The organism is Streptomyces sp. NBC_01264 (assembly GCF_026340675.1).
Lineage (GTDB): Bacteria > Actinomycetota > Actinomycetes > Streptomycetales > Streptomycetaceae > Streptomyces.
The window spans coordinates 2,479,641-2,504,731 of record NZ_JAPEOX010000001.1 but is presented as its reverse complement, the minus strand read 5'-3'; the positions used below and the strand labels follow the sequence as shown (position 1 = coordinate 2,504,731).

The following is a 25,091-nucleotide window of genomic DNA, read 5'->3' as shown; positions in this document are numbered from 1 at the left end:
CTCGTGATGTTAGGCGCGGAAGTGGCGCTGGAGCCCCTGCCAGACGTCGTCGTATCCGCTCTGGAGGTGGTCCGCGCCGGCCGCCTGGGCGGTGGCGGTGATCGGCCAGCGGGTCTCGAACATGAAGGCCAGGCCGTCGTCGATCTTCTGCGGCTTCAGCTCGGCGGCGCTCGCCCGGTCGAAGGTCTCCCGGTCGGGGCCGTGCGCGGACATCATGTTGTGGAGGGAGCCGCCGCCGGGGACGAAGCCTTCCGCCTTGGCGTCGTAGGCGCCCTCGATGAGCCCCATGTACTCGCTCATCACGTTCCGGTGGAAGTACGGCGGGCGGAAGGTGTCCTCGCCGACCAGCCAGCGCGGCGCGAAGACCACGAAGTCCACGCCCGCCAGGCCCGCCGTGTCGGAGGGCGAGGTCAGGACCGTGAAGATGGACGGGTCGGGGTGGTCGTAGCTGATGGAGCCCAGGACGTTGAAGCTGTGCAGGTCGTAGACGTACGGGACGTGCGTGCCGTGCCAGGCGACCACGTCGAGCGGGGAGTGGTCGTAGGTGGCGGTCCAGAGGTTGCCGCAGAACTTGTTCACCACCTCGGTCGGACGCTCGCCGTCCTCGTACGCGGCCACGGGCGCGCGGAAATCGCGGGCGGCGGCGAGCCCGTTGGCGCCGATGGGGCCCAGGTCCGGCAGCTCGAAGGGGCGGCCGTAGTTCTCGCAGACGTACCCGCGGGCGGTCTCGTCCTGGAGTTCCACGCGGAAGCGGACCCCGCGCGGGATCAGCGCCATCTCGCCCGGACGGGCGCTCAGCAGGCCGAACTCGGTGCGCAGCAGCAGGCCACCGCGCTCGGGGACGATCAGCAGCTCGCCGTCGGAGTCGCTGAACACCCGGTCGGTCATGGAGGCGTTGGCGGAGTAGAGGTGGATGGCCATGCCGGAGCGCTGGGTGGCGTCGCCGTTGCCGCCGAGGGTCCACAGGCCCGCCAGGAAGTCCGTACCGGGCGCCGGGTCGGGCAGCGGGTTCCAGCGGAGCCGGTTCGGGTCGGCCGGGGCCTCGGTGAAGGGCGCGGAGCGCAGGGCGCCGTTGTCCGCGGCCAGGGTGAAGCGCGGGTGCGCGGCCGAGGGCCGGATCCGGTAGAGCCAGGAGCGGCGGTTGTGGGAACGCGGCTCGGTGAAGGCGCTGCCGCTGAGCTGCTCGGCGTAGAGGCCGAGGGGGGAGCGCTGGGGCGAGTTCCGCCCGATCGGCAGCGCTCCGGGCACGGCCTCCGAGCTGTGCTCGTTGCCGAAGCCGGTGAGGTACTCCAGCCCCTCCGCCGTCTTCCTGGCCTGCTCGCTGCCGCCGCTCATTGCACGCTCCCGGTCTGCCGAAGGAATCCTATGCCTGACAGTAGGATTCCTGGGCTCGTGCGTCAACGGGAAGATTCCGGTCGGTCGGCGGAAGGGTCTGCGCAGGCCTGTTCCTGCGCGAGGGGATCCCAAAAGATGAACATTGCTCTACTCTCACGCGCATGTCGTGGACCCGCAGGTTTCCTGCCGTGCCGGCGGCGCTCCTCGCCGCCCTCCTTGCGCTTCTGTCACTCCTCGTCGCCGCGCCCGCCGCGAGCGCGCACGAGGAGCGCCCCGTCGAGCTCCCCGACGGCACCGGCTCCGTACCCGTCTACCGCGCGGGCGAGCCTGACCTGATCGTCTGCAAGACCGACCGGCCTGCCTTCGAACGCCGGATATCCGCCTTCCCCGACCCCCTCAAGCAGCGCAACCTCGCCCTCTACGAACGCTGCGAGAAGAACGGCTTCCGCGACCTCCAGGCGGCGGTCGACGCCGTGGACCGACCGGGGATGAACATCGCGATCCTCCCCGGCCTCTACGAGGAGGAGCCCTCGCTCCCCGCGCCGACCGGGGAGTGCGCCGCGCTCAAGGCGCCCAACTCCTCGCTCGGCTACCAGATCCTGACCTACGAGCAGCAGGTGGCCTGCCGCCACAACCAGAACCTCGTGGCCATCCTCGGCAAGACCGACCTCCAGATCGAAGGCACCGGAGCCTCCCGCCAGGACGTGGTCATCGACGCCAAGTACCAGAAGCTGAACGGGATCCGCGCGGACAAGTCCAACGGCATCTACTTCCGCAACTTCACCGCCCAGCGCACCACCTTCAACTCGCTCTACGTCCTCGCGGGCGACGGCTTCGTCATCGACGACGTGCTGACCCGCTGGAACGACGAGTACGGCTTCCTGACCTTCGCCAGCGACCACGGGCTGTACAAGAACTGCGAGTCCTACGGCAACGGCGACTCCGGCATCTACCCCGGCAGCGCCTCGAACATCAACGACGGCCGCGGCTACGACGTCCCCCGCTACTCCATCGAGATCACCGGCTGCCGCAGCCACCACAACATGGTCGGCTACTCCGGTACCGCGGGCGACTCGGTGTACGTGCACGACAACGAGTTCGACCAGAACATGGGCGGGGCCTCGATGGACAGCGCCTTCCCCGGCCACCCCGGACTCCCGCAGAACCACGCCCGCTTCGAACGCAACCTGATCCACGACAACAACGCCGACTACTACCACTACGTCGCGGACGGCACCTGCGCCAAACCGCCCGTCGAGCGCGGCTACGAGCAGGGCGTGGTCTGCCCGCAGATCTCCATGCCCCCCGGCACCGGCATCATCACCGCCGGCGGCAACTGGAACCTCTACGAGAACAACTGGGTCTACGGCCACAAGCGCGCGGGCTTCTTCCTCTCGGCCGTGCCCGCCTTCATCCGCGGCGAGGAGAAGCTGTCCAAGCAGGCCGACACCTCCCACCACAACCGCTACGCCGGCAACATCATCGGCAAGGACAAGTCCGGGGCCTCCCGCCCCAACGGCATGGACGTGTGGTGGGACGGCCAGGGCCGGGGCAACTGCTGGCAGCAGGGCCCCGACGGCTCCACCCCGGGCACGCTCCCGCAGTGCGGGGAGCGCCGCGGCGCGGTCTCCGGCGCCTCGGCCCGGCTGGCCGGGGAACCGGTGAAGCTGGCCCAGCTCCTCGTCTGCGCCGACTACAGCGTCCAGGCGCGCAAACTCCCGGCCGGCTGCGACTGGTACGGCTCCCGGGGCCTGCAGCGGGTGGAGACCCAGCTCGCCCTCGCCGTCGCGGCGGTCCTTCTCCTGGTCGGCGGCCTCCTGTGGTGGCGCCGGCTGCGCGGCTCGCGCCCGGCCGCGGTGGCGGCGCTGCTCGGCCTCGCGGGCCTGGCCCTGGACGTGGCCGGCTCCACGATGGGCCTGGTCGGCACCTTCGTCCCGGCCCTGGCCCTGCTCTGCCTCGGCCTGGGGTGGACCGGCACCGGCCTCGCCCTGCGCCCCACCCGGCCCTGGCTCGCCCGCCTGACCCTGCTCCTCGGTGCGCTCACCCTCCTCGACGCCTTCGACAAGGCCGTCCTGATGATCCCCTGGATCCCGCTCGGCCCCGCCTGGATACGGTCCCTCGTCGCGGTGATCTGGGTCCTCTGGGCCGTCATCGCAGCCGCCCGCCCGGGCCTGACGGGCGGCACCCCGGCCCGCCCGGCAGGCCCGGGCGGCGATCCGGCCGGCGACCGGGTCCCCGTCCCCGCGGGCCCGCCCCCGACGCGCAGCGCAGAGGCCGAAGCCTCGGGCGAGGCCGCGGGCGCGGACGGTGCCGCGGGCGGCGCCCCTGCCAGGGGAGACCAGCCGTGACGGGCCACCTGGGGCACCCGGCGCACCCGGGCGACGCGGGGCACCCGGGCCACCCGGCGCACCCGGGCGACGGGGGCCACGCGGGCGACGGGGGCCACGCGAGCCACCCGGGCCACCCGAGCCACCCGAGCCACCCGGGCCACCCGGGCCACCCGAGCCACCCGGGCCACCCGGGCCACCCGGGCGACGCGGGCCACGGGGGCGACGGGGGCGACGTGGGCCACATGGGCGACGTGGGCCACGTGGGCCACCCGGGCCACCCGGGGCACCCGGCGCACCTGGGCGACGCGGGGCACCCGGGCGACCGCCCCGGCAGTCGGATCTGGTGCGACGTCTGCGGTACGCCGCCCCGCCGGTCCCATCCGTCCGGTCCGTCCCGCCGGACGGGCCGCGCGGCGGCGCTGCTCGCCCTGGCCCTGCTCCTGGCCGGCGGCGCGGCGACGGGCTGCGGTGGGCGGGCCACCACCCACCACAAGCCCGGCACCACCCACGAGCAGGCCTCCGGGAAGGTCGGAACCCTGCTCACCGCCGACGACGGCGCGGGCCACCGGCTCCGCGAGGTCCCGGCCGAGGGCGCGCCGGAGGTCCGGCTCACCGCCCGGCCGGACTCCGAGGACGGCTGGAACCTCCAACTGGCGGTGACCAACTTCCGCTTCACCCCCGACAGCACCGGCGGCGCCGCCCTCCCGGGCGCCGGCCATGCGCACCTAGAGCTGGACGGCCGCAAACTGGCGCGCCTGTACGGCCCTTGGTTCCACCTGCCCGCCGCGCAGGTGCCGGAGGGCACGCACACCCTGACGGTCCGCCTCTACGCGGACGACCACACGGCCTGGGCGGTGGCGGGCAAGCCGGTCGAAGCGACCCTCGAACTCGCCGCAGAATCCGGCCCGTCCACCCACACCCACACCCACACCCCGGCCGCACCGCCACCCGGGACCCCGGAGGCGGAGCGGGCCGACCGCACGGTGACCATCACCGTGCGGGACGGCAAGGTCAGCCCGGCCCCGGGCCGGGTCGAGCTGACCCGAGGCGAACGCGTGGCCCTACGGGTCACCAGCGACCGCGCGGACACCCTGCACGTCCACGGCTTCGACAAGGAACTCACCCTGCCGGCAGGCCAGGAGGCCACCCTGACCCTGACGGCCGACCGCACGGGCCTCTTCGAGGTGGAGACCCACGAGTCCGACCTCGTCCTGACCCAACTCCTCGTCCGATGACCCCACCACCCCGCCACGCGGAGCCGCCCCAGCCCCAGGCCGCCGCACCGATGGCCCGTCCCACACCACCGCCCCCGACCCGACCCCTGCCCCCGACCCGGCCCCCGGTCCTGGGCCGGCCCCCGGTCCCGAGTCGGCCCCCGGTTCCGAGTCGGCCCCCGGTCCTGGGCCGGCCCCCGGTCCCGAGTCGGCCCCCGGTCCTGGGCCGGATCTTGGCTCTGGGCCGGACCCTGGCTCCGGGCCAGATCCAGGCCGCGTCGGTGGCCAGGACTGAATCGCCGGTCCCGGGCGGGGCCTTGGCTCCGGGCGGGACCCCGGCTCTGGGCCGGACCTTGGCTCCCGCCCGGACCTTGGCTCCGGGCGGGACCCTGGTCCCGGGCCGGACCTTGGCTCCGGGCCGGACCCCGGCCCCGGCCCCGGATCCCGGCTCGGGGGTGCGGAGGTGACCGGGTACGGGCCGGAGGCCCTTGAGTACGTGGCGGCCGGTGGCGGGGCCGGGCAGGGCGTGGTCCTTCACCCGGCCGGTCCGCTCACCGTGCTCGCGCACGGCATCGGCTCGCAGCACGATCTGCCGATCTCGCCGTTCTACGCCTTCGCCGGCGCCTTCACCGCGCTCTTCGTCTCCTTCCTCGCACTGGGTCTCCTCTGGTCCGCCTCCCGCTTCCGCGGCGACCGCTCCGGTCTGGCCCTGCCCGCCGGGATCCAGCGGGTGGCCGACGCGCCGGCCACCCGCACCGCCCTGCGCGGGCTCGGCCTCGCGGCCGCGCTCGCCGTCCTCCTGCACCTCCTCCTCGGCCCCGACGACCCCGCCCGCAACCCCGCACCCGGCGCCGTCTACGTCCTGCTCTGGGTCGGCCTCGTCCCCGCCTCCCTCCTCCTCGGCCCCGTCTGGCGCCTCCTCAACCCGCTCCGCACCCTGCACCGGCTCCTCGCCAGGCTGTCGCAGAGGCTCCGTACGGCCCGTCCGGCAACCGCTCTTGCCGCCGGCGCCGCCGCCACGGCCGCCGCGAACTCCCGGAGCCCGCGCCGCCCGTCACCGCACCTCGCCGTGGTGCCGGATCCGTCCAGCCCGGAGCCCCCGCTCCCGCCGCCCCCCGGACCGAAGGCCCGACCGCACCGCCCGCTCCCCGCCCGGCTCGGGCAATGGCCTGCCGCCGCCGGGCTGTTCGCCTTCACCTGGCTCGAGCTCGTCTCTCCCGACCCCGCCTCCACCACCACCCTCCTGATCGCCCTGACCGGCTACGCCGCCGTCCAGCTCCTGCTCGCCGCCCGCTACGGCGAAGGCTGGTTCGACGACGCGGACGCCTTCGAGGCGTACTCCGCCCTCCTGGCCCGGCTCTCCCCCCTCGGTCGTCGCAGCGACGGCCGCCTGGTCCTCCGTAACCCCTTCCACGGACTCGACGCGACGCCCGAGCGGCCCGGACTCGTCGCCACCGTCTGCGTCCTGCTCGGATCCACCGCCTACGACGGCTTCTCCGACAACCCCTCGTGGATCAACGCGATCCAGACCTCCCCCCTCGGCCGCACCTCGGCGGCCACCCTCGGACTGCTCGGAGCCATCGCGCTCGTCGCCACCCTCTACTGCCTCTGCGCGGCGCTCACCCGCCTCGTCTGCGGCCCGCACCCCGGCCCGCTGACCGCCTTCGCGCACTCACTCGTACCGATCGCCCTCGGCTATCTCGTCGCCCACTATTTCTCCCTCCTGGTCACCGAAGGACCACGCACGGTAATCATGGCAGTGGGCACTGACAACGCCCCCGAACCCTTGTCCCCCTTGGGTCCCGGCGGCCTCGCCGCCCTCCAGGTGATCGCCGTCGTGACCGGTCACGTGCTCGGAGTGATCGCCGCGCACGACCGCTCCGTACGCCTCTTCCCGCCCGCGAAAGCCGTCGCCGGGCAACTGCCGATGCTCGCGCTGATGATCACGTACACGGTGGGCGGCCTCAGCCTGCTGCTGAACTGAGACGGCCGAACCGGTACCGCCGCAGACCCGTGGACCCAGGAGCGGCATGATGGACCCCGTGCCCCCAGCCCACCCCCTGCGCCGGACACCGATCCAGCAGCGCAGCGCCGACCGCCTCGCCCGGATCCTCGACGCCTGTGCGGAACTCCTCGACGAGACCGGCTACGAGAACCTCAGCACCCGGGCCGTGGCCCTGCGGGCCGGTGTGCCGATCGGCTCGGTCTACCGCTTCTTCGGCAACAAGCGGGCCATGGCCATCGCCCTGGCCCACCGCAACCTCGACCGGTACGCCGACGGCATCGAGCAGCGGCTCGCGGACCTCCCCGGCACCGACTGGCGCCCGGTCGTCGACGCGGTGCTGGACGAGTACCTGGTCATGAAGCGCAGCGTGCCCGGCTTCGCCCTCGTCGACTTCGGGGTGCCGGCGCCGCCGTCCGAAGGGCCCGCGTCCGACCCCAACCACCTGGTCGCCGTCCGCCTCACCGAACTGCTCGGCGCCCACCTCTGCCTCACCCAGGACGCCGTCCTGGAGCGGTCCGTCCTGATCGCGGTCGAGGCCACGGACGCCCTGATCCAGCTCGCCTTCCGCAACGACCCGGCCGGCGACCCCGACATCGTCGCCGAGACCCGCGCGATGATGCACGCCTACCTCGCACGCGTCCTGGACTGATCAGGCCGTCCGGAGGCGGCCGGTCACCACCAGGTTGCCGTCCGGTGTGCGCCGGGCGAGGACGCCGGTGCGCGCGTAGCCGTCGGCGGTGAAGGAGCGCGCGTTGAGGGCGGGCGCCCGGTAGTAGCCGCGTGCGGTGTAGGGGCCGCGGGCGAGGAGTTCGCCCGGTTCCCCGTCGGGGAGTTCCCCGCCGTCGACGTCGACGACGCGGATCTGATCGTCGGGGGAGAGCGGACGGCCCTGCGTCGTGAGTACGGTCTCGTCGGGATCGCCGGGCCGGGTGAGGGTGAGGAGCCCCTCGTCCGTACCGAAGGCCTGCTGGAGGCGGCAGCCCCACTCGGAGCCCACCCGTTCGGCGGTCGCGCGGTCCAGGGGTGGCGTGCTGCCGCCGATCTGAACGAGCCGCAGGCTGCTCACGTCCGCGCCGGCCTCTGTACGTGCGTCGAGCCAGAGGCGGGCGGTGTCCGGCGTCAGCGCGGCGACGGTGACCCGCTCGCGCGCGACGGCCGCCAGGCGCGCGGCGGGTTCCGGGTCCTCGACCAGGACGATGGTGCCGCCGAAGGTCAAGGTGCCGATGATGCCGGGCCCGCCGAAGGCGAGGTTGAGGTTGAGGTCGGAGGGCAGCGCGGCGAGGTACACGTCGTCCTGGGTGAGCGCCACCAGCTCGGCCGCGGCCCGCGCCTGGTAGGCGTAGTCGTTGTGGGTGCGCGGAACCAGCTTGGGCGCCTCTCCGGCGCCGTCCGTGACCAGGAAGAACGCCACCTGCCCGGCGCTCAGCGCGAGCGCCGGCTCGGGCGGCGAGTCGAGGGAGTGCAGCGGGAAGTAGTGACAGCCCGACGGGTCGGTCGTGAATCCGCCGTACGGGTCCGAGGAGCCCGGCGCCTCGAAGGTGAACACCCGGCGCAGGAAGGGGCCTCGGGCCGCGATGTCGGCGGCCATCGCCGTGTGGTCGAAGCCGCGGTACGTCGCGGGGCCGATGTAGCCGGTGGCCTCGGATACCTGTACGGCGTGGGACACCTCGGCGACACGGTGCGAGATCGGGCAGATCACGGGGACCACGCCGGCGCGCATCAGGGCGAACACGGTGACCACGAGCTCGGGTACGTCGGGCAGCTGGACGAGGACCCGTTGCCCGGGCCGCAGGCCGCGCAGCCGGAACCCGGCGGCCATGCGGCCGACCCGGCGGTTCAGGGCCGCGTACGTGATGCGGGTGTCGCCGTGGGCGAGCGCGGTCCGCGGCCCGAACTGCACGGCCCAGCCGCGCAGCAGGTTGTCCAGCGTGTTGCCCCGCCAGTGGCCGGACGCCCAGTAGTAGTCGACGAATTCCTCGGGCCAGGGCGTACAGCCGTCGAGCATGGATGTCATTCGGCGATCCAATCCGTCCCCGCCCCCGGGGGGCAATGCGCTTTCCCGACCAAGGGCGCTGAATCGCGTCAGCGGAAGGCCCAACGGGGGCCGCTGACCAGCGTGAACGGTGGGGGATATCCGGTGGCGGGCGCGAATGCGCGAATGCGCGACCGGGCGGGGAGAGCATGCGCGGCCAGCCGGCTCCTTACGGAGGCACCCCGGCGGAGACTTTTCCCCGTGCATCGGCTCGCGCCGTTCTCCGCGGCCATTCGTCGCCTCCCCGAGCGGCCCCGGCCCCGGCCCGGCCCGGCCCCGGCCCGGCCCCGGCCCGGCCCCGGCCCGGGCAACGGCCTCGGCGGGTCTCGGCGGCCCTGACCCGGGCCCTTGTCCCACCCCGACCCCGCCCCCGACCCCGACCCGGCCCCGGCCCCGGCCCCTGCCTGGGTACCGGCCCTGGCCCGGGCACCGGCCCCGGCCCGGGCCTGGGCGCTGGACTCGGCCCGGGCAACGGTCCCGGTGGTTCCCGGCAGTCCCGACCCGGCCCCCGGGCCCGCCCCGCTCCGACCCCGTCCCCGGATTCCGTCAGTCGCGGACCCTCCCCGCCGTCCCTACCGGTCGGTATGCTCGGTGCCGCTCGCGCGGGTCCGGTGCCCGTGCCCCGTGCCGCAGCCTGTTGCCCCTGGAGGGCCCATGCCCCGCACCGCCCTGCGCATCTGCCCCCTCTGCGAAGCCACTTGCGGGCTCACGCTCACCATCGAAGGCACCACCGTCACCGGAGCCCGAGGGGACCGTGACGACGTGTTCAGCCGCGGCTTCATCTGCCCCAAGGGTGCCGCCTTCGGCGGCCTCGACGCCGACCCCGACCGCCTGCGCACCCCCCTCGTGCGACGCGACGGCCGTCTCCGCGAGGCCACCTGGGAGGAGGCCTTCCGGGCCATCGCCGACGCGGTCCCCGCCCTCGTGCAGGCGCACGGGCCCCAGTCCGTCGGCGTGGTCCTCGGCAACCCGAACGTCCACACCATGGCGGGCCAGCTCTACCCCCCGCTGCTCCTCAAGGCCCTCGGCACCCGCAACCTCTTCACCGCCAGCACCCTCGACCAGATGCCCAAACACGTCTCCAGCGGGCTGCTCTTCGGGGATCCCTTCGCCATCCCCGTCCCGGACCTCGACCGCACCGACTTCCTCCTGCTCCTCGGGGCGAATCCGGTCGAGTCCAACGGCTCCCTGTGCACCGCACCCGACTTCCCCGGGCGCCTCAAGGCGCTCCGCGCCCGGGGCGGCACCCTCGTCGTCGTGGATCCGCGCCGCACCCGTACCGCCAAACTCGCCGACCGCCACCTCGCACCGCGCCCCGGCAGCGACGCCCTGCTGCTCGCGGCCCTGGCGAACACCCTGCTCGCCGAGGAGCTCGCCGATCCGGGCGTGCTCGCGGAACACACGCAGGGGATCGGGGAACTCCGCGAAGCGCTCGGTAGTTTCACTCCCGAGGCCGTCGCCCCCGCCTGCGACCTCACGGCCGAAGAGATCCGCGCCCTCGCCCGCGACCTCGCGGCCGCGCCGACCGCCGCCGTCTACGGGCGGATCGGCAGCTGCACCGTGGAGTACGGCACGCTCGCCAGCTGGCTGGTCGACGTACTGAACGTCCTGACCGGCAATCTCGACCGGCCGGGCGGAGCCCTGTTCCCGCTGTCCGCGACCGACCGCGCACCCCGGCCGGCCGGACCCGGCAAGGGCTTCGGCCTCGGCCGCTGGCACAGCCGGGTCAGCGGCCACCCCGAGGCCAAGGCCGAATTCCCGCTGTCCGCCCTGGCGGAGGAGATCGACACCCCCGGGGAGGGGCGGATCCGGGCCCTCGTCTCCATCGCGGCGAACCCCGTACTGTCCGCCCCCGACGGCCGGCGCCTCGACGCGGCCCTGGCCGGGCTCGACTTCATGATCAGCGTCGACCCGTACCTCAACGAGACCTCGCGCCACGCCCACGTGGTGCTGCCCCCGCCGCCGCCCTCGCAGAGCGCCCACTTCGACTTCGCCTTCAACACCTTCGCCATCCGCAACCAGGTCCGCTATTCGCCGCCCGCCGTCCCGCTCGAGGAAGGGCACATGGACGAGTGCGAGATCCAGGCCCGTCTCGTGCTCGCCGTCTCCGGCATGCACGGAACCGCCCCGGTCGCCGTGGACGACCTGGCCATCGGGACCACCCTCGCCAGGGAGTGCGCCGACCCGGACTCCCCCCTGCGCGGCCAGGACCCGGCGCGCCTCGCCGGGCTGCTCGTGGGCGACAGCGGCCCCGAGCGCCGCCTCGACCTGATGCTCCGGCTCGGCCCCTACGGAGACCGCTTCGCCGAGGCCGCCGACCTGCCCGGAAGCGCCGCTACGGGAACCAGCGCGGGCACACCCGACAGCGCGGCGATCCCGGTCCCGGGCCCCGAAGCCCCGAGCCCCGAAGCCCCGGACTCCAACGCCCCGGACTCCAACGCCCCGGAGTCCGGCGCCCCGGACTCCAACGCCCCGGACCCCTCCGCCCCGGGCGGCCTCGGCCTGGCGCGACTGCGCGCGCACCCGCACGGAATCGACCTGGGCCCGCTGCGGCCCCGGCTCCCCGGCCTGCTCGGGACGCGCAGCGGCAGGATCGAGCTCCTGCCGGACCCGATCGCGGCCGAACTCCCCAGGCTGCGCGGGACGCTGGCCGAACGCCCCGCCGCCCTGGTGCTCGTGGGCCGCCGCCACCTGCGGTCCAACAACAGCTGGTTGCACAACGTCCCGGCCCTCGCCGGAGGTTCCAACCGCTGCACCCTCCAGGTCCACCCGGACGACGCCGCCCGGCTCGGCCTCACCGACGGGCACCCGGCCCGCATCACCGCCGACGGGGGCAGCCTGGAGGTTCCCGTGGAGGTCACCGACACTCTCCGTGCGGGAGTCGTGAGCCTCCCGCACGGCTGGGGTCACGACCGCTCCGGCACCCGCCTGTCGGTGGCCGCCGCCGCGCCCGGAGTCAACGTCAACCAGCTCCTCGACGGCAGCCGACTCGACCCGCTCTCCGGGACGGCCGTGCTCAACGGCTTCCCCGTCGAACTGACACCCATCCCCTGAGCTGGGGTTTTGCTCGTATTGCTCACGCTCGGACGTCTTGTTGACCCCCGGAGGAGGCACCTAGGTTCCCCCACATGCTGACCTTCCTCGGCTTCGCCATGATCGCGACCTTCCTGGTCCTGATCATGCTGAAGAAAATGTCGCCCATCGCGGCGCTCGTCCTCATCCCCGCGCTGTTCTGCGTGTTCGCCGGTCAGGGCGCGCAGCTCGGCGGTTACGTCATCGACGGGGTCGGGAAGCTCGCGCCGACCGCCGCGATGCTGATGTTCGCCATCGTCTACTTCGGCGTGATGATCGACGTCGGCCTCTTCGACCCGATCGTCCGCGGCATCCTGCGCTTCTGCAGGGCCGACCCGATGCGCGTCGTCGTCGGCACCGCCGTCCTCGCCGCCATCGTCTCGCTCGACGGTGACGGCTCGACCACCTTCATGATCACCGTCTCGGCGATGTACCCGCTCTACAAGCGCCTGGGGATGAGCCTGGTGGTCATGACCGGTGTGGCGGCCACCGCCAACGGCGTCATGAACACCCTGCCCTGGGGCGGCCCCACCGCCCGCGCCGCCACCGCGCTCAAGCTCGACGCCGGTGACATCTTCGTACCGATGATTCCCGCGCTCGCCGTGGGTCTGCTCGCCGTCTTCGTCCTGGCCTACGTCCTCGGCATCAAGGAACGCCGCCGACTCGGCCTGCTGACCCTCCCCGGCGACACCGGGCGGTCGGCGGCGCCGGCCGAGGAACTCCTGGTCGCGGCCGGTACGGGTCCCGCCGCCGGTACGGGCCCGGCCCCCGGCAGGGGCACGGGTGCTCCCTCCACCGGCTCCGCCCCGTCCGGCCCCGCCGGGGAGGGCGCCCCCGCCGCGGAGACCGCCCCCGCCGGGGACGGCTTCCAGGGGCTCGACCCGCACCGTCCGACCCTGCGTCCCCGCCTCTACTGGTTCAACGCGGGCCTGACCGTCGCCCTGCTCACCGCCATGATCATGGAACTGCTCCCGATCCCGGTGCTCTTCCTCCTCGGGGCCGCCCTCGCCCTCACCGTCAACTTCCCCCACATGCCGGACCAGAAGGCCCGGATCGCGGCCCACGCCGACAACGTCCTGAACGTCGCCGGAATGGTCTTCGCCGCAGCCGTCTTCACCGGCGTCCTCACCGGCACCGGCATGGTCAAGCACATGGCCGACTGGCTCGTCGGCGCCGTCCCCGAGGGCATGGGCCCGCACATGGCCCTGGTCACCGGCCTGCTCAGCCTCCCCCTCACCTACTTCATGTCCAACGACGGCTTCTACTTCGGCGTCCTGCCGGTCCTCGCCGAGGCCGGCGCCGCGCACGGGGTCTCCCCGCTCGAAATCGCCCGCGCCTCCCTGGTCGGGCAGGCCCTGCACATGTCGAGCCCGCTCGTTCCGGCCGTCTACGTCCTCGTGGGCATGGCCAAGGTCGAGTTCGGCGACCACACCCGGTTCACCGTGAAATGGGCGGCCCTGACCTCGCTGGTGGTCCTGGCGGCAGGGATGCTTTTCGGCATCATCTGACCCCGTCCGCCCCTGGCGCACACAAAACTACCGGCGCTAGTTTGTAGGGTGTTGGCGACGTCAGGTTCGCGCGTGCTCGGGAGGATTGCCATGAAGGCCCACGACGGGATGTACATCGGCGGCGAGTGGCGGGCCGCCCTCGGCCACGACCGCATCGAGGTCCTCAACCCGGCCGACGAGCGGCCCATCGCCTCGGTCCCGGCCGGTACGGCCGAGGACGTGGACGCGGCCGTACGAGCGGCTCGCGCGGCCTTCCCGGCCTGGGCGGCCACGGCTCCGGCCGAGCGGGCCGCCCTCATCGGGGCCCTGCGCGACGTACTGGTCGCCCGCAAGGGGGAGATAGCCGGGACCATCACCGCCGAGCTGGGCTCGCCGCTGGGGTTCTCGGAGATGGTCCACGTCGGGGCGCCGATCGCCGTGGCCTCCTCCTACGCCGAGCTCGGGGCCTCGTACGCCTTCGAGGAGCGGATCGGGAACTCGACCGTGCTGCTGGAGCCGGTCGGCGTCGTCGGGGCGATCACCCCCTGGAACTACCCGCTGCACCAGATCGTTGCCAAGGTGGCACCCGCTCTCGCCGCCGGCTGCACCATCGTCCTCAAGCCCGCCGAGGACACCCCGCTGACCGCACAGCTCTTCGCCGACGCCGTCCACGAGGCGGGGATCCCGGCCGGGGTCTTCAACCTGGTGACCGGCACCGGACCGGTCGCCGGCCAGGCCCTGGCCGCGCACGAGGGAGTCGACCTCGTCTCCTTCACCGGATCCACCGCCGTCGGCAAGCAGATCGGCGCCACCGCCGGCGCCGCCGTCAAGCGGGTCGCCCTGGAGCTGGGCGGCAAATCGGCCAATGTCATCCTGCCCGGCGCCGACCTCGCCAAGGCCGTCGCCGCGGGCGTGGGCCACGTCATGAACAACGCCGGCCAGAGCTGCAACGCGCTCACCCGCATGCTCGTCCACCGGGACGAGTACGAGGAGGCGGTCTCCCTCGCGGCCGCCGCCGCGGCCAAGTACGCTTCCGGCGACCCCCTCGACCCGGGCACCCGCCTCGGCCCGGTCGTCAGCTCCAAGCAGCGCGACCGCGTCCGCGGCTTCATCACCAAGGGCGTGGAGGAGGGCGCGCGCCTCGTCGCGGGCGGCCCCGAGGCGCCGCACGAGCAGGGGTACTTCATCGCCCCGACCGTCTTCGCCGACGTCACGCCCGGGATGACCATCGCCCAGGAGGAGATCTTCGGCCCCGTGCTGTCGATCCTGTCCTACGAGGACCAGGCAGAGGCCCTGGCCATCGCGAACGGCACCGACTACGGGCTGGGCGGGGCGGTCTGGGCGGCGGACGAGGAGACGGCCGTGGCCTTCGCGCGCCTGATGGACACCGGCCAGGTGGACATCAACGGGGGTCGCTTCAACCCGCTGGCGCCCTTCGGCGGGTACAAGAAGTCGGGCGTGGGACGCGAGCTGGGCCCGCACGGCCTGGCCGAGTACCTCCAGACCAAGTCCCTGCAGTTCTAGCCCGCTTCTCCCACCACCTCGCACACACGGAGACGACGATCATGGTCCGCGCCGCCATCCTGCCCGCCGTCGGAGCCCCGCTGGAGATACGGGACATCGTGCTGCCCGAACCCGGCCCCGGCCAGGTCCGGGTGCGGCTCGCCGCCGCCGGGGTCTGCCACTCCGACCTCTCCCTCACCAACGGCACCATGCGGGTCCCCGTACCCGCCGTCCTCGGCCACGAGGGCGCGGGCACGGTCCTCGCCGTGGGCGAAGGGGTCACCCACGTCGCGCCCGGCGACGGGGTGGTGCTCAACTGGGCCCCGTCCTGCGGACAGTGCCACCACTGCTCGATCGGCGAGGTCTGGCTCTGCGCCAAGGCGCTCACCGGGGTCGGGGCGGTGTACGCCCACGACGCCCTGGGTGCCGAGCTGCACCCCGGGCTGAACGTGGCCGCCTTCGCCGAGGAGACGGTCGTCGCGGCCCACTGCGTCCTGCCCGCCCCCGCCGGAATCCCGCTCGCCGAGGCCGCACTGCTCGGCTGCGCGGTCCTCACCGGCTACGGAGCCGTCCACCACAGCGCGCAGGTCCGCCCCGGCGAGTCGGTGGCCGTCTTCGGGGTCGGCGGGGTGGGCCTGGCCGCCGTCCAGGCGGCCCGGATCGCGATGGCGGGCCCGATCGTGGCCGTCGACGTCTCCCCGGACAAGGAGGAACTGGCCCGGGCGGCCGGGGCCACGGAGTTCCTGCTCGCCTCCGAGACCACCCCCAAGGACATCCGTGCACTGACCGGCGGCCAGGGCGCGGACGTGGCCGTCGAATGCGCCGGCCGGGCCGCGAGCATCCGGGCGGCCTGGGAGTCCACCCGGCGCGGCGGCCGTACGACGGTCGTCGGCATCGGGGGCAAGGAGCAGCAGGTCACCTTCAACGCCCTGGAGATCTTCCACTTCGCCCGCACCTTCACCGGCTGCGTCTACGGCAACAGCGACCCCGCCCGCGACCTCCCGGTGATCGCCGCCCACGTCCGCGCGGGCCGCCTCGACCTCGGCGCCCTCGTCACCGACCGCATCACCCTCGACGGCATTCCCGCGGCCTTCGACGCGATGCTGGCGGGCAAGGGCGGCCGCTCCCTGGTGATCTTCTAACACCCGGCCGAGTCCGGGGAGGCCGCGGGGCGGAGTTCCCCTACCCGCCCTTCCAGCATCCCCCAGATTCCGTCCGGGGGGACCCCCAGCCGGGCTCCGCCCGGACCCCGGTCCTCAAGCGCCGGACGGGCTGGGAGGGGGCCCCGGGCTGCGCCCGGACCCCCTGGGGCTGCACCCCGGACCCCGGTCCTCAGGCGTCGGACGGCTGAAAGACCCCGGGGCCGCCCGTCAGGCGCTCTCCCGCAGCGCCGCGTACTGGAGGGCCAGGCCGTCCAGCAGTGCCGCCAGGCCCGTTTCGAAGGCGCCCTCGTCGACCTCCTGCTGGCGCTCCGCCAGCAGGTGGGCCTGGCCCAGGTGCGGGTAGTCCGACGGGTCGTATGCCGTCTCGTCGTTCACGAAACCCCCGGCGAAGGAACCCACCGCCGAGCCGAGGATGAAGTACCGCATCAGTGCGCCGATCCGGGTCGCCTGCGCCGGCGGCCAGCCCGCCGCGGTCATCGCCCCGAACACCGCGTCCGCCACCCGCAGTCCGGCCGGCCTGCGGCCAGGTCCGCGCGCCAGCACCGGCACGATGTTCGGATGGTCGGACAGCGCGGCCCGGTAGGAGTGCGCCCAGTCGCGCAGCGCGACCTGCCATTCCCGGCCGTCCCCGGGCTCGAACATCGACAGGTCGACCCGTGCGCTCACCGCGTCCGCGACCGCGTCCAGGATCTCGTCCTTCGTGCGGAAGTGGTTGTACAGCGACGGCCCGCTGACCCCCAGCGCCGCCGCCAGCCGTCGCGTCGAGACGGCCTCCAGCCCCTCGCCGTCCACCAGCGCGCCCGCCGCTTCGACGATGCGGGATCTGCTGAGGAGGGGCTTGCGCGGTCTGGCCATGCGCCACATAGTAAGGCCTGCCGCATTTAAACTAGCGGTGGTAATTAACGGCCGATCCCGTCCCCGTCCCCACCCGGAGGTGCCCGGTGAATCTGGAGCTCAGTGAGGAGCAGTCCGCGGTCCGCGATCTGGCCCGCGCGTTCACCGAGCGCGAGATCGCCCCGTACGCGGCCGAGTGGGACCGCGCCGAGAGCGTGGACCGGGCCATCGTCAAGAAGCTCGGCTCCGTCGGCTTCCTCGGCCTGACCGTTCCGGAGGAGTACGGCGGCTCCGGCGGGGACCACCTCTCCTACGTCCTGGTCACCGAGGAGCTCGGCCGCGGGGACTCCGCCGTGCGCGGCATCGTCTCCGTCTCCCTCGGGCTGGTCGCCAAGACCGTCGCCGCTTGGGGGAGCGAGGAGCAGAAGCGCGCCTGGCTGCCCCGCCTGTGCTCCGGCGAGGCCCTCGGCTGCTTCGGCCTCACCGAGCCCGGTACCGGCTCCGACGCCGCCGCCCTCACCACCCGCGCCCGGCGCGAGGATGACGCGTACGTCATCAGCGGCAGCAAGATGTTCATCACCAACGGCACCTGGGCCGACGTGGTCCTCCTCTTCGCCCGCACGAACGAGGACCCCGGCCACCGCGGAATCTCCGCGTTCCTGGTGCCCACCGACGCCCCCGGCCTGACCCGCCGCGAGATCCACGGCAAGCTGGGCCTGCGCGGCCAGGCCACCGCCGAACTCGCCCTCGACGGGGTGCGCGTGCCCGCCTCCGCGATGCTCGGCCCCGAGGGCAAGGGCTTCTCCGTCGCCATGTCGGCCCTCGCGAAGGGCCGGATGTCCGTCGCCGCCGGCTGCGTCGGCATCGCCCAGGCCGCGCTGGACGCGGCCGTCTCCTACGCGGCCCAGCGCGAGCAGTTCGGCAAGCCGATCGCCCACCACCAGCTGGTCCAGGAGCTGATCGCCGACATCTCCGTCGACGTGGACGCGGCCCGGCTGCTGACCTGGCGGGTCGCCGATCTCATCGACCGCGGGCAGCCGTTCGCCACCGAGTCCTCCACCGCCAAGCTCTTCGCCTCGGAGGCCGCGGTGCGCGCCGCGAGCAACGCCCTCCAGGTGCACGGCGGTTACGGCTACATCGACGAGTACCCGGCCGGAAAGCTGCTGCGAGACGCCCGCGTGATGACCCTCTACGAGGGCACCAGCCAGATCCAGAAGCTCCTCATCGGCCGTGCCCGCACGGGGGTTTCGGCCTTCTGAGGGTTTTCTGAGTACGTACGTGAGTACGCGCGCGGATGTCCCGACGCCCGGCGCGCCCGAAGCTGGACCCATGAACGAGACACAGGTCAAGCAGCAGAACACCGGGGCCTACTACGGCCAGGCCGTCGCCTCCTTCGGCGTCGCCATCAGCGCGGTCTCCCTGGGGATCTACAACATGGAGGCCGACGGCTGGGTCCGCGCCTTCCTCGGCATCGCCGTCCTCTACCTCACCACCTCGGCCTTCACCCTCGCCAAGGTGATCCGCGACCGCCAGGAGGTCACCCAGATCGTCAGCCGGGTCGACCAGGCCCGCATGGAGAAGATCATGACGAGCTACGACCCCTTCGCCACCCCGAAGCAGTCCGCCCCGCAGGATCGCTAAGCGCTTGCTCACCCTCCGGTAAGGTGTTGTTCATTCCTACGGGCCGAAGAGGGTGGCGAGCGATGGACAGCGTGGAGGAGACCGGTGGCTACCGGCCGTGGTCGGAGGTCACCCCCGACGCCGCGCGGCGGCTGCTCGTCGCCGCCGTGGAGGCCTTCGCGGAGCGCGGGTACCACGCCACCACCACGCGGGACATCGCCGGGCGGGCCGGCATGAGCCCGGCCGCGCTCTACATCCACTACAAGACCAAGGAAGAGCTGCTCCACCGGATCAGCCGGATCGGCCACGACAAGGCCCTGGAGATCCTGGACACCGCGGCCTCCGGGCCCGGCAGCGCCGCCGACCGGCTCGACGCGGCCGTACGGTCCTTCGTGCGGTGGCACGCGGCCCATCACACCACCGCGCGCGTGGTCCAGTACGAGCTCGATGCTCTCGCTCCGGAGCACCGCTCCGAGATCGTGGCCCTGCGCCGGCGGAGCGACGCGGCCATCCGCCGCATCCTCGCCGAAGGGGTCGAGGCCGGGGAGTTCTTCGTCCCCGACGTCCCCGGCACCACCCTCGCCGTGCTGTCGCTCTGCATCGACGTCGCCCGCTGGTTCAGCGCGGACGGCAGCCGCACGCCCGACGAGGTCGGCGCGCTCTACGCCGGTCTCGTGCTCCGCATGGTGGGCGCGGGCGGGCCGGAAGCCGTTCAGAAGTAGCCGCGGGTCAGAAGGAGCCGCGGGTCGGAACTGGCCGCGGGTCAGAAGTAGTAGCGGGACACCGACTGCGCCACGCACACGGGCTTCTCGCCGCCCTCGCGCTCGACGGTCACGGTGGCCGACACTTGGACGCCGCCGCCCACTTCCACGACCTCGGTGATCAGCGCGGTCGCGCGCAGCCGCGAACCGACCGGCACCGGCGCCGGGAAACGCACCTTGTCGACCCCGTAGTTGATGCCCATCCGCATGCCCTCGACCCGCATGATCTGCGGCACCAGGCTCGGCAGCAGCGACAGTGTGAGGTAGCCGTGCGCGATCGTGGAACCGAAGGGTCCGGACTCCGCCCGCTCCGGGTCCACGTGGATCCACTGGTGGTCCCCGGTGGCGTCCGCGAAGAGGTCGATCCGCTTCTGGTCCACCTCCAGCCACTCGCTCGGGCCGAGCGGTGCGCCGATCCCGGCGGTGAGCTCCTCGGCGGACGTGAAGATCCTCGGCTCGGACATACCCGTACCTCTCCCTGGCGAATAAGCGCTTGCTCAGCATGCTGGGGCCGTCATGGATCTGTCAACGACCGTCAACGGCCGTCGATGACCGTCGCCGGCCGTCGACAACTGCCGGCGACGTGCCCGACTCCGGATCCCGGCCCGGCCGATTACCCTCGGCGGTGTGCCGCAGATTCCCGAGAAGGTCCATGAACTCACCGTCGGCCAGCTGTCCGCCCGCAGCGGCGCGGCCGTCTCCGCCCTGCACTTCTACGAGGCCAAGGGCCTGATCAGCAGCCGCCGCACCTCCGGCAACCAGCGCCGCTACACCCGCGACGCGCTGCGCCGCGTGGCGTTCGTGCGGGCCGCCCAGCGCGTCGGCATCCCGCTCGCGAGCATCCGCGACGCACTCGCCCAGCTCCCCGAAGGCCGTACCCCCAACCGCGAGGACTGGGCCCGGCTTTCCGAGAGCTGGCGCACGGAGCTCGATCAGCGCATAGCCCAACTCGGTCGCCTGCGCGACCATTTGACCGACTGCATCGGCTGCGGCTGCCTGTCCCTGGAGAACTGCGCGCTCTCCAACCCCGACGACATCTTCGGCGAACGCCTCACCGGCTCCCGGCTGTTGTGACCTCCCGGGCGCGGGCCGCCGCCGCGACCAGTTCGGCGTTCGACCGCGCCGCCCGCCCGTCCGGCAGGTGCAGCACGTCTCCTACGCCGGTCCGCGCCCCGGTGCCGTACCGCGCGGCCAGCCGCAGCGCCGGCCAGGCCGCCGCCTCCCGCCCGAACAGCAGCACCGGCACCGGGGGCAGCCGGCGCAGGAGCTCGGCGACCGGCCCCGGGTCGGCGGAGCCCAGCTCGACGAGGAGCCGGACCCGCGCGGGATCTTGTACCGGCCAGGCGAGGAACCGCGCGGGCGGGCCGGGATCCCCGCCCACCGGGACCTCCGCGTCCACCGCGACCCCGCGCTCCAGCAGCGCCTCGGCGAGCTCCCGGGCACCCGGCTCCGCGAACCGCACCACCGCCCGGTCGGGCAGCACCGTCCAGCTCCGCACCCGCGCCAGCCGCCCGGCGTGATCCGGCTCGGACCCCACACTCACGGCCACGCTCACGGGCACGGCCACGGCCGTGCCCACCGCAGCGGAGGCCGCCGCGGAGCCCGCCACCCCGCCGCCGGGCCCGCGACCGCCCGGGACCGGGGCCCCGCACCCGAGACCCGCCTCGCGCAGGGCCTCCAGCAGCGGCCCGACCACCCGGGGCGAGAGGCTCTCGCGGCCGCACGGGGTGCGCGCGTGGACCAGCACCTCCCGGGCCCCGGCGGCCACCGCCGCCACCGCGGCCTCCACCAGGTCCTCGGGACTCATGGGTACGGCCGCCCCGTCGGCGGCCCCCCGGGCCCCGTTCAACGCCACCACGAGAGTCGGCCCCGCTCCGGCCCCTGCCCGGGCTCCGGCCCGGGCTCCGGCCCCTGCCTGGGCTCCGGCCCCTGCTACCGCTCCGTTTCGTGCCTCTGCCCGGGCTCCGGCCCCGGCTCCCACTCCACTCCCCGCCTCTGCCCGGGCTCCGGCCCCCGCCCCGGCTCCCGATCCGCTCCCGGCCCCTGCCCCGCTCACGCCGCCCCCGCCAGGTCGGCCCCCTGCAGCGCTGTTCGCGCGAGCGCCGGTCTAGGCACCACGATTCCGCAGCCCGCGCACACCGGCCCGTCCCACGCCCATCCGGCATGGGACGGCGCGCCGGACGACCCGCCGGGTCTGCCGGGCCCGCCGGCCGTGCCGGGGCCCGACGCCCGGGCCGCGGCCTTCGCCGCCACCGCCGGAGGTACCCGCACCGGCCAGTGCAACTCCCGCGCCCCGCACACCGGACACCCCGTGCCCGGCTCCGATTCCAGCGCCTCCACCAGCCGTCTCAGCACCTCGCCGAGCGCCCCCTGCGGCCGCACGTCCGGATCGGCGCACCGCACCACCGCGTCCCCGCTGCCGCTCCAGGCCCACTCGGGCCGGCGCTGCCCGTCGTGCTTCTCGCGCCTCCGGCGCTCCGCGAACTGCCGTTCGTACGCAAGCCAGACCGCCCGCGCCTCCTCCAGCTCCTCCAGCGCGGCCACCAGCCGCGACGGGTCCGCGGCCCGGTCCTCGGGGCCGATCCCGTGCCGGTCGCACAGGTGCCACCACGTCGCGCGGTGCCCGTACGGGGCGAACCGCTCCAGGCAGCGGCGCAGCGAATGACGCCGCAGGGCCCTGTCGTTGCGCGCGTCGCGCACCTGATGGGCCAGACTCCGGAATCCCGCCATCACACCTTCACCTCCGCCGAGCGCCCAGCACCGGGCGCCGTGCCCGACGCGCTGTGTTCCCCACAGGACCGGCGCCGTGTGCCCAACATGCCCGGCCTGGTGCGGGCGCATGCGGGGGCGGTCGAGGCGTACGGGTGGCACATGGCCAGAACTCAGCGCCCCATGCGCCCCGCGACCACCACCAGCCGGGCCAACTCCTCGTGGCAGATGTCGCTGTGCGCCCCCGAAGGGGCGCCTCCGCGCCGGACCACGGAACCCGCGTCCACACTCACGCAGCCCGCCGCGGGCAGGCCGCCCCCCAGCGCCGCGTCCAGGGTCAGCCGGGGGGTTCCCGGTACCCCCTGCACCCCGTCGTGCCCGATCGCGCCCCACCGTTCGTCGAAACCGAGGAGACCGGCCGAATCGCCGGCCATCCGGGAGGCCAGCGGATAGAACACCTTGAGGGAGGAGTCGTAGGGGGAGTGGCAGGCCGTGAGCGGCCCGTCGATCCTGGCCTGCAGTCCGCGCAGGGCGCCCCCGCGCCCCCGGTCGTGCGGCAGGCTGTCGGCGAACGCGTAGTGGGAGAAGGCCCCTTGGAGGACGGTCAGGGACTTCACGTTCCTTGCCCCGGACGGCAGCCCGCGCAGCGCGAAGGAGACCACCCGGCCGCCGAAGCTGTGGCCGATGAGGTGGACCCGCAGGGCCGGGCGGCGGCCGGCCAGCTCCGCGAGCAGCGGCCCGAGGCCGTGCTCGCCGACCACCCCGGCCCGGGCCTTCATCTGGTAGTACGTGGCCTGGCGCAGCATCTCCTTGGCGCCGTTCCACAGTGTCCGCAGCCCGCCGCCGGCCGAGAAGCCGGGGAAGTCCCGCGGGCCCCCGGGGAACGTGGCGCCCGCCTCGGCCAGGGCGTCGGTGAACTCCCGGCACACCCGCAGGACGTCCCCGCCGAGGAAGTCCGGCACCTCGCGCGGGGCGAAGGCCGCCGCCAGGTCGTCGCCCGTGCCCACCCCGTCCACGCCGGCCAGCTCCCGTACGAGCGCGCCGAACTCGGTGAAGCCGCCCTCGTGCTCGGGCCGCTCCTCCAGCAGCTCGGCGATCCGGTCCAGCTCCGCCGCCCGCCCCGGCCAGAACGCCCCGAGGGCCCGCCGGGTGACCGGGTCCAGGGCCGTGCCGTGGCCCGGTTCCCCCGCCCCTCCCACGGCACCGAGGGCGGGGTCGAAGTCGGGTATCGGCTCGTCCGCGAACCGGATCGAGGGCCACACGACCCCCACGTACCCCAGCCGCACCCCGGTCCCCACCAGATCCGCGAAAGGGGCGTAGAACCGGTCGAAGAGCCGGATCGCGGTCGACCGGTCGGAGTTCCATCCGTGGGCGAAGACCAGCAGGTCCGTGGCCTCGATCCCGAAGACCGCCTCCCGGGCGCCCGGGCCCGCGTCGCCCTGCGCGTCGAAGGTCAGCTCCACGTACGGCCGGGCCCCGATCACCGCCGCCGTCTGACTCGCCCCCGCGGGCACCACCCCGCCGATGTGCACCATGACGTCCCCCTCCACGCCGTGTCCCTGCCCGCAGCATCCTGCGGAACGGGCCGCCGGGCCAGCCCCTGCGCACCCACCGGTTCACGGATACAGCAGGTACTCCTCCCGTACCGCCGCGAACCCCGCCAGCCCGGCCGCCCAGTCGGCCGCGATCTCCTCCACGCCCGCCCCCGCGTCGACCATCAGCCGGACCCGGTCCGAGCCCGTCAGCCGGTCGATCCACTGGTCGGAACGCCACGCGAAGCCGCTCCACACCCGCCGCGCCGTGACCAGCAGCCCGATTCCGGCGCGTACCGGATCGAAGGCCTCCCGGTCGTGGACGAGCAGCCGGACCCCGCCGCAGGTCTTCCCGGCGTGCTTGGAGAAGGAAGGCGTGAAATAGGCCTCCCGGAACCACACCCCGGGCAGCTCCAGCGCGTTCGCCGCCTCCGCCCACCGCCGGTCCACGCCCTCCGCGCCGACCAGCTCGAAGGGGGTGGTGGTACCGCGCCCCTCCGACAGGTTCGTCCCCTCGAACAGACAGGTCCCGGCGTACGCGAGGGCCGTGCCCGGCGTCGGCATGTTGGGGCTCGGCGGCACCCAGGGCAGCCCGGTCCCCTCGAAGAAGGACTCCCGCCGCCACCCGGCCATCCGCACCACCTCCAGCCGCGGGGCGACGCCGGCTCCCCGGAGGAACTCGCCCGCGAAGAGCCCCGCCAGCTCGCCCGCCGTCATTCCGTGCGCCAGCGCGATCGGCTCCCGGCCCACGAAGCTCGCGTACGGGCGCTGCAGGACGGGCCCGGCCGCCCGCAGGGCGCCGACCGGGTTGGGGCGGTCCAGCACCACCACCGCCTTCCCGGCGAGGGCGGCCGCGCGCATGCAGTCGTAGAGGGTCCAGATGTAGGTGTAGAAGCGGGCGCCGACGTCCTGGATGTCGAAGACGACGGTGTCGACCCCGGCCGCCGTGAAGACGTCCGCGAGGCCCTGCCCGCTCTTGCCGTACGTGTCGTACACGGGCAGCCCGGTCGCCGGATCCCGCCCGGCCCCCTCCGAGCCGCCCGCCTGGGCCGTGCCCCGGAAGCCGTGCTCGGGGCCGAACACCGCGACCAGGTCCACGCGTCGGTCCGCGTGCAGGACGTCGACCAGGTGGCGGGCGTCCGCGGTGATCCCCGTCGGGTTGGTGACCACCCCGACCCGCTGCCCGGCCAGCGCGGCGTACCCGTCCGCGGCCAGCCCCTCGATCCCGGTCCGCACCCGGCCGCCGGCGCCGCCCCCGGCTGCCGCACCCCGGGCCTCGGGCCCGCGGGCCCCTGCTGCCGGGGCCGCTGCGCCCGGGGAACCCGCGCTCGGGGCTCCTGCGCCGGGGGCGCCCGGGGTCACCGCCCCCGCCCCCGCCGCCCCAGCCCTGGGGGCAACCGCCCCCAGGGTGCCCGCGGCCCCCGCCGCCCCGGCCAGACCCAGCAACCCGCGTCGCGACAGCTTCATCGCGCCAAAGTAGGGCTCCGCACCCTT

20 protein-coding genes are annotated in these 25,091 nt (G+C 74.0%); 12 read left to right on the top strand and 8 right to left on the bottom strand.

Annotation, left to right across the window (positions count from 1 at the left end):
- Window positions 1-9: 9 nt before the first annotated feature.
- Window positions 10-1,335 (bottom strand): homogentisate 1,2-dioxygenase, encoded by a 1,326-nt coding sequence (gene hmgA / locus OG435_RS11460; RefSeq protein WP_266876716.1) that lies wholly within the window; start codon window positions 1,333-1,335, stop codon window positions 10-12.
- A 161-nt stretch (window positions 1,336-1,496) separates the two neighbouring features.
- Between hmgA and OG435_RS11455 the strand changes: the two genes are divergently transcribed.
- From OG435_RS11455 to OG435_RS11440, 4 genes are all read left to right on the top strand, one after another.
- On the top strand, window positions 1,497-3,683 hold the full coding sequence (locus tag OG435_RS11455) for a right-handed parallel beta-helix repeat-containing protein (RefSeq protein ID WP_266876715.1): 2,187 nt from the start codon (window positions 1,497-1,499) through the stop codon (window positions 3,681-3,683).
- Window positions 3,680-4,900, top strand: a complete 1,221-nt coding sequence (locus OG435_RS11450; RefSeq protein WP_430625609.1) for a hypothetical protein — start codon at window positions 3,680-3,682, stop codon at window positions 4,898-4,900. Before OG435_RS11455 ends, OG435_RS11450 begins: the two co-directional genes overlap by 4 nt.
- 505 nt (window positions 4,901-5,405) lie before the next feature.
- A complete protein-coding gene (locus OG435_RS11445) occupies window positions 5,406-6,863 on the top strand; it encodes a hypothetical protein (protein WP_266881636.1) in 1,458 nt (485 codons plus the stop codon).
- A 49-nt stretch (window positions 6,864-6,912) separates the two neighbouring features.
- Complete coding sequence (locus OG435_RS11440; RefSeq protein ID WP_266881634.1) at window positions 6,913-7,533, top strand: TetR/AcrR family transcriptional regulator; 621 nt, start codon at window positions 6,913-6,915, stop codon at window positions 7,531-7,533.
- Here OG435_RS11440 and OG435_RS11435 read toward each other — a convergent pair whose 3' ends face one another.
- Window positions 7,534-8,898, bottom strand: coding sequence for an AMP-binding protein (locus tag OG435_RS11435; protein ID WP_266876714.1), 1,365 nt, complete (start codon window positions 8,896-8,898; stop codon window positions 7,534-7,536).
- Between the two features lie 672 nt (window positions 8,899-9,570).
- Between OG435_RS11435 and OG435_RS11430 the strand changes: the two genes are divergently transcribed.
- From OG435_RS11430 to OG435_RS11415, 4 genes are all read left to right on the top strand, one after another.
- Entirely contained in the window at window positions 9,571-11,970 is a 2,400-nt protein-coding gene (locus OG435_RS11430) for a molybdopterin oxidoreductase family protein (RefSeq protein ID WP_266876713.1), read from the top strand.
- 74 nt (window positions 11,971-12,044) lie between these two features.
- Entirely contained in the window at window positions 12,045-13,496 is a 1,452-nt protein-coding gene (locus tag OG435_RS11425) for a CitMHS family transporter (protein ID WP_266876712.1), read from the top strand.
- Window positions 13,497-13,586: 90 nt separating this feature from the next.
- Window positions 13,587-14,999, top strand: coding sequence for an aldehyde dehydrogenase family protein (locus OG435_RS11420; RefSeq protein WP_266876711.1), 1,413 nt, complete (start codon window positions 13,587-13,589; stop codon window positions 14,997-14,999).
- Between the two features lie 41 nt (window positions 15,000-15,040).
- Window positions 15,041-16,120: a Zn-dependent alcohol dehydrogenase gene (locus OG435_RS11415; protein ID WP_266876710.1), complete on the top strand. Its 1,080-nt coding sequence runs from the start codon at window positions 15,041-15,043 to the stop codon at window positions 16,118-16,120.
- A 228-nt stretch (window positions 16,121-16,348) separates the two neighbouring features.
- Here OG435_RS11415 and OG435_RS11410 read toward each other — a convergent pair whose 3' ends face one another.
- A complete protein-coding gene (locus OG435_RS11410; RefSeq protein ID WP_266876709.1) occupies window positions 16,349-17,005 on the bottom strand; it encodes a TetR/AcrR family transcriptional regulator in 657 nt (218 codons plus the stop codon).
- A 77-nt stretch (window positions 17,006-17,082) separates the two neighbouring features.
- Between OG435_RS11410 and OG435_RS11405 the strand changes: the two genes are divergently transcribed.
- The 3 genes from OG435_RS11405 (at window position 17,083) to OG435_RS11395 (ending at window position 19,317) form a co-directional block, all read left to right on the top strand.
- Window positions 17,083-18,234: an acyl-CoA dehydrogenase family protein gene (locus OG435_RS11405; RefSeq protein ID WP_266876708.1), complete on the top strand. Its 1,152-nt coding sequence runs from the start codon at window positions 17,083-17,085 to the stop codon at window positions 18,232-18,234.
- A 70-nt stretch (window positions 18,235-18,304) separates the two neighbouring features.
- Window positions 18,305-18,616, top strand: a complete 312-nt coding sequence (locus OG435_RS11400) for a YiaA/YiaB family inner membrane protein (RefSeq protein WP_266876707.1) — start codon at window positions 18,305-18,307, stop codon at window positions 18,614-18,616.
- 62 nt (window positions 18,617-18,678) lie between these two features.
- Window positions 18,679-19,317: a TetR/AcrR family transcriptional regulator gene (locus OG435_RS11395; protein ID WP_266876706.1), complete on the top strand. Its 639-nt coding sequence runs from the start codon at window positions 18,679-18,681 to the stop codon at window positions 19,315-19,317.
- Between the two features lie 41 nt (window positions 19,318-19,358).
- Here the strand turns inward: OG435_RS11395 and OG435_RS11390 are convergent, their stop codons facing one another.
- A complete protein-coding gene (locus tag OG435_RS11390; protein ID WP_266876705.1) occupies window positions 19,359-19,820 on the bottom strand; it encodes a MaoC family dehydratase in 462 nt (153 codons plus the stop codon).
- 163 nt (window positions 19,821-19,983) lie between these two features.
- Between OG435_RS11390 and soxR the strand changes: the two genes are divergently transcribed.
- Window positions 19,984-20,430 (top strand): redox-sensitive transcriptional activator SoxR, encoded by a 447-nt coding sequence (gene soxR / locus OG435_RS11385; RefSeq protein ID WP_266876704.1) that lies wholly within the window; start codon window positions 19,984-19,986, stop codon window positions 20,428-20,430.
- Here the strand turns inward: soxR and OG435_RS11380 are convergent.
- From OG435_RS11380 to OG435_RS11365, 4 genes are all read right to left on the bottom strand, one after another.
- The gene (locus tag OG435_RS11380; protein WP_323187816.1) at window positions 20,408-21,211 is read right to left on the bottom strand and encodes a 3-keto-5-aminohexanoate cleavage protein; all 804 of its coding nucleotides are present in this window, start codon (window positions 21,209-21,211) and stop codon (window positions 20,408-20,410) included. The two genes, soxR and OG435_RS11380, sit on opposite strands and share 23 nt — an antisense overlap.
- Window positions 21,212-21,408: 197 nt before the next feature.
- Window positions 21,409-22,086, bottom strand: coding sequence for a hypothetical protein (locus OG435_RS11375; protein ID WP_266876702.1), 678 nt, complete (start codon window positions 22,084-22,086; stop codon window positions 21,409-21,411).
- A 152-nt stretch (window positions 22,087-22,238) separates the two neighbouring features.
- Window positions 22,239-23,615 (bottom strand): serine-threonine protein kinase, encoded by a 1,377-nt coding sequence (locus OG435_RS11370; RefSeq protein ID WP_266876701.1) that lies wholly within the window; start codon window positions 23,613-23,615, stop codon window positions 22,239-22,241.
- Between the two features lie 66 nt (window positions 23,616-23,681).
- Entirely contained in the window at window positions 23,682-25,064 is a 1,383-nt protein-coding gene (locus tag OG435_RS11365; RefSeq protein WP_266876700.1) for an exo-beta-N-acetylmuramidase NamZ family protein, read from the bottom strand.
- Window positions 25,065-25,091 lie beyond the last annotated feature (27 nt).

Coding starts and splice junctions, on each gene's coding strand:
- hmgA (WP_266876716.1), bottom strand. CDS start 1,335: ATGAGCGGCGGCAGCGAGCAGGCCAGGAAGACGGCGGAGGGGCTGGAG.
- OG435_RS11455 (WP_266876715.1), top strand. CDS start 1,497: ATGTCGTGGACCCGCAGGTTTCCTGCCGTGCCGGCGGCGCTCCTCGCC.
- OG435_RS11440 (WP_266881634.1), top strand. CDS start 6,913: ATGGACCCCGTGCCCCCAGCCCACCCCCTGCGCCGGACACCGATCCAG.
- OG435_RS11435 (WP_266876714.1), bottom strand. CDS start 8,898: ATGACATCCATGCTCGACGGCTGTACGCCCTGGCCCGAGGAATTCGTC.
- OG435_RS11430 (WP_266876713.1), top strand. CDS start 9,571: ATGCCCCGCACCGCCCTGCGCATCTGCCCCCTCTGCGAAGCCACTTGC.
- OG435_RS11425 (WP_266876712.1), top strand. CDS start 12,045: ATGCTGACCTTCCTCGGCTTCGCCATGATCGCGACCTTCCTGGTCCTG.
- OG435_RS11420 (WP_266876711.1), top strand. CDS start 13,587: ATGAAGGCCCACGACGGGATGTACATCGGCGGCGAGTGGCGGGCCGCC.
- OG435_RS11415 (WP_266876710.1), top strand. CDS start 15,041: ATGGTCCGCGCCGCCATCCTGCCCGCCGTCGGAGCCCCGCTGGAGATA.
- OG435_RS11410 (WP_266876709.1), bottom strand. CDS start 17,005: ATGTGGCGCATGGCCAGACCGCGCAAGCCCCTCCTCAGCAGATCCCGC.
- OG435_RS11400 (WP_266876707.1), top strand. CDS start 18,305: ATGAACGAGACACAGGTCAAGCAGCAGAACACCGGGGCCTACTACGGC.
- OG435_RS11395 (WP_266876706.1), top strand. CDS start 18,679: ATGGACAGCGTGGAGGAGACCGGTGGCTACCGGCCGTGGTCGGAGGTC.
- OG435_RS11390 (WP_266876705.1), bottom strand. CDS start 19,820: ATGTCCGAGCCGAGGATCTTCACGTCCGCCGAGGAGCTCACCGCCGGG.
- OG435_RS11375 (WP_266876702.1), bottom strand. CDS start 22,086: ATGGCGGGATTCCGGAGTCTGGCCCATCAGGTGCGCGACGCGCGCAAC.
- OG435_RS11365 (WP_266876700.1), bottom strand. CDS start 25,064: ATGAAGCTGTCGCGACGCGGGTTGCTGGGTCTGGCCGGGGCGGCGGGG.